11 protein-coding genes are annotated in these 9,056 nt (G+C 68.4%); 2 read left to right on the forward strand and 9 right to left on the reverse strand.

The window, feature by feature from the left end; translation table 11 throughout:
- Both WA944_RS21635 and WA944_RS21640 read right to left on the reverse strand, forming a co-directional pair.
- Positions 1 to 119 (reverse strand): hypothetical protein (locus tag WA944_RS21635; RefSeq protein ID WP_526647330.1); only part of this gene is annotated, 119 nt, incomplete at its 3' end.
- Between the two features lie 198 nt (positions 120 to 317).
- Positions 318 to 1,826, reverse strand: coding sequence for a carboxylesterase/lipase family protein (locus WA944_RS21640; RefSeq protein WP_526372598.1), 1,509 nt, complete (start codon positions 1,824 to 1,826; stop codon positions 318 to 320).
- Positions 1,827 to 1,899: 73 nt separating this feature from the next.
- Here WA944_RS21640 and WA944_RS21645 point away from each other — a divergent pair, with 73 nt between their 5' ends.
- Positions 1,900 to 2,616, forward strand: coding sequence for a hypothetical protein (locus WA944_RS21645; RefSeq protein ID WP_526372599.1), 717 nt, complete (start codon positions 1,900 to 1,902; stop codon positions 2,614 to 2,616).
- Between the two features lie 16 nt (positions 2,617 to 2,632).
- Here WA944_RS21645 and WA944_RS21650 read toward each other — a convergent pair whose 3' ends face one another.
- The 4 genes from WA944_RS21650 to WA944_RS21665 form a co-directional block, all read right to left on the reverse strand.
- The gene (locus WA944_RS21650; RefSeq protein ID WP_526372600.1) at positions 2,633 to 3,211 is read right to left on the reverse strand and encodes a DUF3159 domain-containing protein; all 579 of its coding nucleotides are present in this window, start codon (positions 3,209 to 3,211) and stop codon (positions 2,633 to 2,635) included.
- Positions 3,212 to 3,390: 179 nt separating this feature from the next.
- Positions 3,391 to 4,098 (reverse strand): hypothetical protein, encoded by a 708-nt coding sequence (locus WA944_RS21655; protein ID WP_526610477.1) that lies wholly within the window; start codon positions 4,096 to 4,098, stop codon positions 3,391 to 3,393.
- 69 nt (positions 4,099 to 4,167) lie between these two features.
- Positions 4,168 to 5,370, reverse strand: a complete 1,203-nt coding sequence (locus WA944_RS21660) for an alpha/beta hydrolase (protein WP_526610480.1) — start codon at positions 5,368 to 5,370, stop codon at positions 4,168 to 4,170.
- 95 nt (positions 5,371 to 5,465) lie between these two features.
- The gene (locus tag WA944_RS21665) at positions 5,466 to 5,816 is read right to left on the reverse strand and encodes a hypothetical protein (protein ID WP_526372606.1); all 351 of its coding nucleotides are present in this window, start codon (positions 5,814 to 5,816) and stop codon (positions 5,466 to 5,468) included.
- A gap of 130 nt (positions 5,817 to 5,946) precedes the next feature.
- Here WA944_RS21665 and rbpA point away from each other — a divergent pair, with 130 nt between their 5' ends.
- Complete coding sequence (rbpA, locus tag WA944_RS21670; RefSeq protein ID WP_159234743.1) at positions 5,947 to 6,282, forward strand: RNA polymerase-binding protein RbpA; 336 nt, start codon at positions 5,947 to 5,949, stop codon at positions 6,280 to 6,282.
- 17 nt (positions 6,283 to 6,299) lie between these two features.
- Here the strand turns inward: rbpA and WA944_RS21675 are convergent, their stop codons facing one another.
- The 3 genes from WA944_RS21675 to WA944_RS21685 all read right to left on the reverse strand — a co-directional run.
- Positions 6,300 to 7,106 carry a polyprenol monophosphomannose synthase gene (locus WA944_RS21675; protein ID WP_526372603.1) on the reverse strand — a complete coding sequence of 269 codons (807 nt, stop codon included), beginning with the start codon at positions 7,104 to 7,106 and terminating at the stop codon, positions 6,300 to 6,302.
- On the reverse strand, positions 7,103 to 8,794 hold the full coding sequence (lnt, locus tag WA944_RS21680) for an apolipoprotein N-acyltransferase (protein ID WP_526372604.1): 1,692 nt from the start codon (positions 8,792 to 8,794) through the stop codon (positions 7,103 to 7,105). The genes WA944_RS21675 and lnt overlap by 4 nt, the downstream gene beginning before the upstream one ends.
- Positions 8,787 to 9,056: amidohydrolase family protein (locus WA944_RS21685; protein ID WP_526610604.1), on the reverse strand; the 270-nt coding region annotated here is incomplete at its 5' end. The genes WA944_RS21685 and lnt, both read right to left, overlap by 8 nt.

The raw sequence follows: 9,056 nt of genomic DNA on the forward strand, positions 1-9,056 counted from the left end.
TTGTCGTTCCGGTTGAAGCAGATGACCTCCGCACGACGGGGTGGTCGCGGGCCACCGTCTGCGAACGCCGCCAACTCCGTCTTCGGCGGTTCGACCAGTTCGATCGACGCGTACCGCAACCGAGGTCGTTCCCGGATCCGGGGGTGGCCCGGACATCGGGCTCGCGTTGCAGGATCGACGCGACGGAACTGAACTCGTCGGCGCCGAGGGGGTCGAGCGGGAATCCGGTCGGAGGTGAGTCACTGGGCTGCGCCACGGACCAACGCAACCACATCCGGCGTCGCCCGGCACGGCGATTCACCCAAGTCCGGCCGGTCTCACCGGGACGTCAGGGAAAAACCCTCCCACGCCAGTCGTCGCTGCGCGTGCGGATCGAACTCGACGCGCCGCCGCCGATCCAGCACCAGCACCGCTCGCTCGTCGCTGGTGTATCGCGGCCAGTCCGCGCCCGGCACGGCGTGGTCGGCGAAGGCCAGCCAGCGGGACTGAACATCGTCGCTGACCTTGCGCCCGGCGCGCAGATCCACACCGGCACTGAGCAACATCCCGAAACGCGACCGGTACAGGTCGAACACGGCGAACAGTTCGGTGGCGTGGGTGGCCCCCATTCCCGCCAACTGCAGCGCCCGGGTGGCGAAGTCGAAGCGGTATACATACGTCGGCGCGTGCGCACTGTGCGCCTGAGCGATCTGCCAGACCGCCGAGCCGAAGATGAAATCCGCGCCGAGGCGCACGCACGCCGCGGCATCGGGATAACCCGGGTAGGCGGCGGTGATTCGTTCCCGGTCGACAGGGTGGGCATGGGACAGCAACTGCTCGATCGCCGCGTGCGAGGTCGGCAGCAGCTTGAGGAATCGGGTGAACAGCCGGCCCTCGTCGGCGTTCGTACCGACGATCAACGGCACCCGGTGCGCGGTGCCGGCGCGCATCGCGTCGACCGGGTCCCGGGGCAGGTAGTCGGTTCCCCATGTGGGCCCGATGGCGAACGCGCCCATCATGTCCTTCTGCCCGTCGACGATGAGCTGTTCGAGAACTCTCACCAGGTCGGCGGGCCGTGCCGTGAGCAGTGCCTGTGCCGCGTCCTGTTCGCTGACCTGCAACTGGGCGGCGAACCGTGCAGCGTAGTCGGCGGCGATGTCTGCGCTGCGAACCATGCCGGTGGGCGGGCTCTCCGAAATAGCTTGCGCGAACAGGCCCTTCGCGTCCGGAGTGGCCAGCAGCGTGGCGACCGCGTGGGCGCCGGCACTCTCACCGAATATCGTGACATTGTCCGGGTCGCCGCCGAAGACCGCGACGTTCTCCTGGACCCAGCGAAGCGCCATCACCAGGTCACGCAAGAACAGATTGTCGTCGATGGTGATGTCGGGGGTGGACAGCGATGACAGTTCCAGGCATCCCAGCGCGCCGAGCCGGTAGTTCACCGAGATGTACACGCACCCCTTGCGGGCAAGCGAAGCACCGTCGTAGATCGGCGTTGCCGAGCTACCCAGCATGTACCCGCCGCCGTGGATGAACACCATGACGGGCAGCGGTTCCTGGGTGGGTTCGGCCGGGCTGACGACGTTGAGGGTCAGGCAGTCCTCGCTCATCGGCTGGTAGCGACCGGGCGCGAGCAGCGTGTACATCCGTTGTTGTGGTGCGCAATAGCCGAACCCGTGGCAGTAGCGGACCCCCGGCCAGGGCTGCACCGGTTGCGGAGCGCGGTAGCGCAACCGGCCGACGGATGGACTGGCGTAGGGAATCGACCGCCACCGATGGACCCCGTCACGGGTGAAGCCCTCGACGATGCCCGACGCGATCTTCACCCGGACGGTGTGCTCGTGCATTCTGCTGACGGTAGCGAACTCCCCTCCGGCCCGCCTGGCCAGGTAACGCGTGTCGGGCCGTTAGCCTGACTGGATGCGGATTGCGGGCCTGATTGCGGCCACTGCGCTCGTGGCGGCCTGTTCCCAGTCGGTGGGAGGTGAGGCCGAACCGTCGGATTCCCGTTCGGCCGCACCCCCGAGCAGCACACCCCCCAGCAGCACGTCGAGCACCCCGACGACGACCGTGCCCACGCCCGGCGCCACGGGCCTACCACCGGGTCCGAGCGCGCCGATCGACGAGGTCATCGCCTGGATCGAGGCCGGCACGGCCACCGACCCGGGGGCCTTTCACGAGGCCTACCTCGATGGCACCATCACCTCTCTCGGCGACGACATCGCGTTCACCGCGTCGTCCGGCGCGCGGGAGGAGACGACGCAGTGCATGACCGATGCGACGTACACCGAGGGCGCCCTGGCGTGCCTGGTCGACCTGGCCTCCCCCGCCCCGCGACCCCCCGGCGCCGAGGGCATGTGGAAGCCGGGCTGGATCGACTATTCCGGGACGAGCGTGCAGGTCGGATCACTACACGGCGATCCCGGCCCGTTCATCAAGGGGGTCGGCCCGCTGCTCGCCGACGGTCAGACACTGGCGTTCGCCGACAATCGCTGCCGCAGCGACGCATCCGGCCTGTTCTGTGTGAACTACGCGCATCGATCGGCGGTCCAGATCAGCACGGACGGCGTGGTGCCGTTCGGCTGTCTGCAAGCGGTGGCGCCACCGCCGCAGACGGGGGCGATGTTCAGCTGCTGAGTGCCCGGCGGCACGCTCACGCGGTCTCGGGGCGGGCCTTGTCCCTGGCCTGCCGCGGGTAGATCTGCGTCATGCCGACGGCCCCGACGATCACCACGACGGGGATCACGGCTTTGGTCCAGTGCACCGTCTCCGGCGAGGCGACGGCGACATACCCGAGCACCGCGATCAGCGCGAACACCAGCGCCCACATCAGGGTCAGCACCTGGTTTGTGCGCCGGAAGGCCGCCTCCTCCCATTCCTCGCGTGGCGCCGAGGGTGGCGCGTACTGCGCGGTGAACGGCTCGAAGGCCAGCGAACCCAGCGCCATCACCGCCAGCACCCCGCTGGACAGCGCGGTCGCGTGGCTGTCCATCCAGTCGCGGTCCTGCGCGCCGACGATCGCGGCCACGACCGTCACGCCGGTGAAGAACACGGCGGTGACGATGTCGAGCAACCGCAGTTCCCCGAACCCGGCCGACACCCCCATGATCAGCACCGCGAGCACCGCGCAGATCGCGCCGAACATCCACGTGCTCGGCCCGTCGGCGACCACCCAGTAGATGATCCACGGGATGAAACCGACAAACGGACTGCGCTCGAACCAAGCCTCCACCCCTGCGCTTCTACCTCATCGGGGCGCTCAGATGAGACATTTGGCACCGGTCCGCGTTGCGGCAACGGAGCGGCCAGGTCGACGGGACCGGTCGCAGTTCAGTGACCTCATGTCCCATCGGCCTGGCCGCGGAGGATTTGATTCGTCGTGTGTTTGATTCGTGGTGTGAAGGCCCCGGGTCAGCCGAACCGGGTGGTGCCGGTCATCAGCGACGGGGTCACCGGTGTGCCGTTGATGCTCGACTGTGGGCGGTTGTTCGGAAATTCGATCGGACCCGCGGGCCCGAGGTTGCGCCGGGGACGGACGTCGTTGCGGACGTCGAAGTCGCTGAACTCGTCCAGGTTGAACGGATCGAAGTTGCGGTCGCCTTGGGAGAAGCCGCTGAACTGAACGCCGGTCGCGGAACCATCCGGACGCACCACCCAGGAAGCGCGAACCCCGTCGGCCTCGGCGGTGTACATCCCGGACAGGCCCGACACCGCGTTGGCGGTGAAGTCGTACTCGACGCCGTCCATCATCACCTCACCGGTGGCGACGTCCCCGTTGATGTCGGCGGTGAGGGTGTCGCGGAACTTCGACTTGATGTCGATCTCACCGGCTGTCTGGTTACCGAAGAACCATGCCTCGTCATCGGTTCCGTTGCACGCGTACGCGGCGACCTCGGAGCCGTCGACACTGATGCCGATCGTCATCGTCTCGCCGCCGGCGGCGGTCATGTCCGCCATGTAGCGCGCCGAGTCCGGGACCTCGGCGGCGGTGGAGGTTTCCGGTGGGGCCGCCGGCGATGACGTCGCTTCCGTCGTCGAGCCGCCCGAGCAGCCCGGCAGCAAGCCGAAGGCGAGGAGCGCGCCGATTCCCGTGATCATGGGCCGAGTGTGTTTTTTCATGTGATCAGCATGGGCGCGCCGGTGACGCGGTGCATGAAGATTGTGTGGAGATCGGCCCGGCAGGTGCGCTCACTCCGCAAGGAACGTCTCGACCTCGTCGCAGAACACCCGCCACGCCGGTTCGTCGGCCGCCAGGAGGTGGTTGTTGCTCGACAACGCCACCAGGTTCGAATCCGGGATCAACGCCGCCAACTCCTCGCCGAAGCGCATCGGAACACGGTGGTCGTCACGGGAGTGCAGGATCAGCGTGGGGCACCGCACCTGCCCGGCCTGGTCGCGAACGTCGATGCGGCCGAACTCTTCCAGAAATCGCACCGCGTTCTCCGACGACGTGGTGCGGCGCTGCAACTGGTCGAAGGCGGCCCAGTCGGCGCGGGTGCCGTCGGGGATGAACTGTGCCGCGAACACCTGCCGAAACGCCGGATCGTCACGACCCCAACCGACCCGCGCCAAGTCGAGATCCAGAGCGGCGGCCCGCTTTTCATCCTCGGTCAAGGCGCGTACGGCACGGCCACGCGCATAGGCGCCGGACAGCACCAACCGGGTCACCCGCTCGGGGTGGCGTGCCGCGTAGGCCACTGCCACCGCACCGCCCTGCGACACACCGAGCAGCGGAAACCGTTCCAGACCGAGCGCCTCGACCACCGATTCCAGATCGGCCACCCAGTCCTCGAAGCTGAATTCCCCGGCGTCCCAGTCCGAGAGTCCGCAACCTCGCTCGTCGTAGCGGACGAACTTGTGGCGCAACGACATTTCACGGACCCAGTGCCGCCACACGGGGCTCTCGGTGTCGTAGCCGAGGTGCGTCATCCAGTTCGCCGCCCGCACCAACGGGGGCCCGTCACCCGTGACGGCGTAGGCCAGCCGTACCCCATCTGAGGCGCGACAGAAGGCGATGTGCTGGCGCGGCAGCTCGGGTTCGGGTTCCGGCGGCGGGGGCTGCTGTTCGGCCTCGGCACGCAGCGTGCCGACGAACTTATAGCCGCGGCCACGCACGGTGCGGATGTAACGCTGCGATTCGCCGTCATCGCCGAGTGCGCGTCTGACCGCCTTGATCCGGCTGGTCAGCGCCGCCTCCCCGACGAATCGGCCACCCCACACCGCGTCGAACAGCTCCTCCTTGCTGACAAACCGCTCATGATTGCTCACCAGCTGGGTCAGCACGTCGAACACCTGGGGTTCCACCCGGATCACCGTGTCTCCGCAGCGCAGCTCATAGCGGCCGGTGTCGAGGACGTAGTCGTCCCAGCGCCACGAACGCGGGGGCGCCACAGAAGATGATGGCTCAGCGCTGGACACGGGTCACCTGAACCCTCGAAACCTGTAGGACGACGGACAGATCGCGCTAAGCGTACCGCTGTGCGAGGTCACCGCCAGCCGTCAGCGGCCCTGGCTACCTGCATCAGCGCGTCGCAGAGTGCGCGCAGTTCGGCACGGTCGGCCCCTTCGTCGATCGCGATCGCCATGTCCTCGGCCGCGCATCTGAGCTGATACACCCGGTCGGAGAGTTCGGCGGCTTCCTCGGCACTGAGAACCACCGCGTCGGGCGCCACCGAGGTGCCCTTGATCTGTGCCCGTTGTTCGTATGCCCGCTGCCGGCAGGATTGCCTGCAGTACTGCCGTCGCCTTCCGAGCCCGGCGTCGGCGACTTCGCGGCCGCACCACCGGCAGCTCGCAGGACGCTTCCGGGTAGCGCTGGGGGGTGCCTGAGGCGTCACGGACGTCACGAGCCCGACTGTAAACCGCGGGCCGTACCTATCCCGGTATCATCGGAGGCCGCGTCGGGAACTCTACGAGGGACCTCTGCGTTGATACCCCGGACGAATTGCGTTTATTGAGGAGTTGACGATGGCTGATCGTGTCTTGAGAGGCAGCCGCCTCGGAGCCGTGAGCTACGAGACGGACCGCAACCACGACTTGGCGCCCCGTCAGGTCGCCCGCTACCGCACCGACAACGGCGAGGAATTCGACGTCCCGTTCGCCGACGACGCCGAGATCCCAGGCACCTGGCTGTGCCGCAACGGCATGGAAGGCACCCTGATCGAGGGTGACGTTCCCGAACCCAAGAAGGTCAAGCCGCCGCGCACCCACTGGGACATGTTGCTGGAGCGTCGCTCGGTCGAGGAACTCGACGAGTTGCTCAAGGAACGTCTCGACATCATCAAGACCCGCCGCCGGGGTTAGCCGCAGCCGGCGAGGCGTCAGCGGGTGATTCCGCGGGCACGGTCGATGCGCGCCCGCACGCCCCACTGCGCCACCTTGACGATCGCCTCGCGGATCGTCGACCCGTCCATCTTGGACACGCCGTGCTCACGCTCGGCGAACGTGATCGGCACTTCGACGACCGTGAACCCCGCGTTGATCGAGCGCCACGTCAGGTCGACCTGGAAGCCGTAGCCCTTCGAGTCGACGGCCGACAGCTCGATCTTCTCCAGCACTTCGCGCCGGTAGGCGCGATAGCCCGCCGTGATGTCGTGGACATCGACACCGAGCAGGATGCGCGAATAACCGTTCGCGGTGCGGGACAGGACGAGCCGCCGGCGGGGCCAGTTTTGTACCGCGCCGCCGTTGACGTAACGCGAGCCGATCACCAGGTCGGCGCCCTGGTCGATCGCGTCCAGCAGGCGGTGCAGTTCCTCGGGGGCGTGGCTGCCATCGGCGTCCATCTCCACCAGCACCGAGTACTGCCGGTTCAGGCCCCACGCGAAACCGGCTAGGTACGCCGCGCCGAGACCTTCCTTCGAGGTGCGGTGCATGACATGAACACGGTCGGGATCGGCCAGCGCCAACTCGTCGGCAAGCGCGCCGGTACCGTCCGGGCTGCCGTCGTCGACGATGAGGACGTGCACCTCAGGCGCGGAGCTGTGCACCCGCGCGACGATCGGCGGGAGGTTGTCCCGCTCGTTGTAGGTGGGGATGATGACCAGAGTCCGCCTGCTGGGACGCGGGGCCGAATCCTCCTGCGATCGCTGCGACGGCCTTCCGGGGATGCCACCGGGGACGCTCATGTGGCTCCTTTGCCGTCGTCGGCGGTCCGTCGCCGGCCCCTCGATCTTGTGGGCACGAATGATCTATTGTGCAGCATCGCGCCGAGGAGCCCGGCGACACCGACGCCGATGAGCAGGGCCTCCACCAGCGGGCCGAAGCGCGTCGCCGGCGTCAGCGTGGTCTTCAGCCGGATCTGCTTGTCGAGATACGCGGGTTCGAAGAACCCGGTGCGAGCCAGTTCCCGGCCGTCGGGAGCGATGATCGCGCTGATCCCGACGGTCCCGGCGGCGACGACGAAGCGATCGTGCTCGACCGCACGCAGCCGGCTGAACGCCAGGTGCTGCTCGCTCATCGCCTCGTCGAAGGTGGCGTTGTTGGTGGGCACCGCCAGCAACTGAGCGCCGTTGCGCACCGACTCCCGAGCCGCCCGGTCGAAGATGACCTCCCAGCAGGTGGTGACGCCAACCGGTACCCCGGCGGCAGTGACCACCCCGCTGCCCTGCCCGGGGATGAAATATCCGGCACGGTTGGCGTACGGCGACAGCCGGCTGAAGAAGCTGCGCCACGGCAGGTACTCCCCGAAGGGCTGGACGATCTGCTTGTCGTGGCGGTCGGCCGGACCGGTGTCGGGGTTCCACACGATCACCGTGTTGTTCGAGACCGGGTTCTGCCGTGAATAGCCCGGAGCCGCGACCACGCCGCCGACCAGGATGGGAGCGTCGATCGCCGCGGCGGCGGCGGAGATCTGCTGGGCAGCGTCCGGGTTGGCCAGCGGGTCGATGTCCGATGAGTTCTCCGGCCAGACGACCAGCATCGGCTGGGCCGCCCTGCCCGCCCTGACGTCTCCTGCCAGCCGCAGCGTTTCCCGCACGTGGTTGTCGAGCACCGCACGGCGCTGGGCGTTGAACTCCAGGCCCAGCCGGGGAACGTTGCCCTGCACCGCGGCCACCGTCACCGGCGGCGCATCACTGCCACCGGCACCGGACTTGCGGACCTGCGGCCACGCCAGCGCGGTGGCCACCAGCACCAGGCTTATGCACAGCCCTGGAAGCACCACGGCGGGGGGCGCTGCTGCGCGGGCAGCGACGTCCCTGCGCCACCATCCGATGACCTCCAGTGCCATCGCGGCAACGCTGAACCCGAGCAGCGCCACCGCGAAGGAGACCAACGGGGCCCCACCGAAATGAGCCAGGGGCAGCAGCGGGCTCTGCGACTGCGAGAACCCGACGACACCCCACGGAAAGCCACCGAACGGCACCGTCGACTTGAGCCATTCTTGAGCCGACCACAGCCCCGCGAACCACAGTGGCCAGCCGGGCACCCGACGAACCAGCACCGCCGCGCACGCGAACAGTGCGGGGAACAACGCCTCGGTCAGGCTGAGCAGCACCCACGGCAGGGCTCCGACCAGCCCGCTGATCCAGGGCAACAACGGCAGATAGAAGGCCAGCCCGAACAGCAGCCCGTAGCCTGCACCGCCCACGGCGGTGGTCGAGGCACGGGTCAGCACCCAACCCAGCAGGGCGAACGCCAGGATCGCCGCGTACCACCACCCGAACGGCGGGAAGCTCACACACAATGCCAGACCTGCGGCGATGGTGACGCTGAGCGCCGGTAGCCGGTCCAGCACGGCCCGACCGAACCGGGTGATCCGCGAGGGCTGCTCGGCGTCCGGTTCGGTGGTTTCGAGTTGGCCGGCGTCAGCCATGGATAACCGAGCCTCGGTGCACGGTCTGCCGACACCGCGGCAGCAGGTCATCGAGGCGCGGCAACACCGGCACCCGGGAGCGCGGATCGGTGGACCATCGCGCCACCGAGTCGGCGGGGGCGACCACGTCGAATGCGTCGGCCTCCCAGATCGCGTACGAGGCCGGCGCTCCGGGCACCAGGGTGCCTGTCAGACCGTCCCGCACTCCGCCCGCCCGCCAGCCGCCACGGGTCGTCGCCGCGAACGCGGCGCGGGCGGAGAT

This window comes from Mycobacterium sp., assembly GCF_049683355.1.
GTDB lineage: Bacteria > Actinomycetota > Actinomycetes > Mycobacteriales > Mycobacteriaceae > Mycobacterium.

Coding starts and splice junctions, on each gene's coding strand:
- rbpA (WP_159234743.1), top strand. CDS start 5,947: ATGGCTGATCGTGTCTTGAGAGGCAGCCGCCTCGGAGCCGTGAGCTAC.
- WA944_RS21640 (WP_526372598.1), bottom strand. CDS start 1,826: ATGCACGAGCACACCGTCCGGGTGAAGATCGCGTCGGGCATCGTCGAG.
- lnt (WP_526372604.1), bottom strand. CDS start 8,794: ATGGCTGACGCCGGCCAACTCGAAACCACCGAACCGGACGCCGAGCAG.
- WA944_RS21675 (WP_526372603.1), bottom strand. CDS start 7,106: ATGAGCGTCCCCGGTGGCATCCCCGGAAGGCCGTCGCAGCGATCGCAG.
- WA944_RS21655 (WP_526610477.1), bottom strand. CDS start 4,098: ATGAAAAAACACACTCGGCCCATGATCACGGGAATCGGCGCGCTCCTC.
- WA944_RS21645 (WP_526372599.1), top strand. CDS start 1,900: ATGCGGATTGCGGGCCTGATTGCGGCCACTGCGCTCGTGGCGGCCTGT.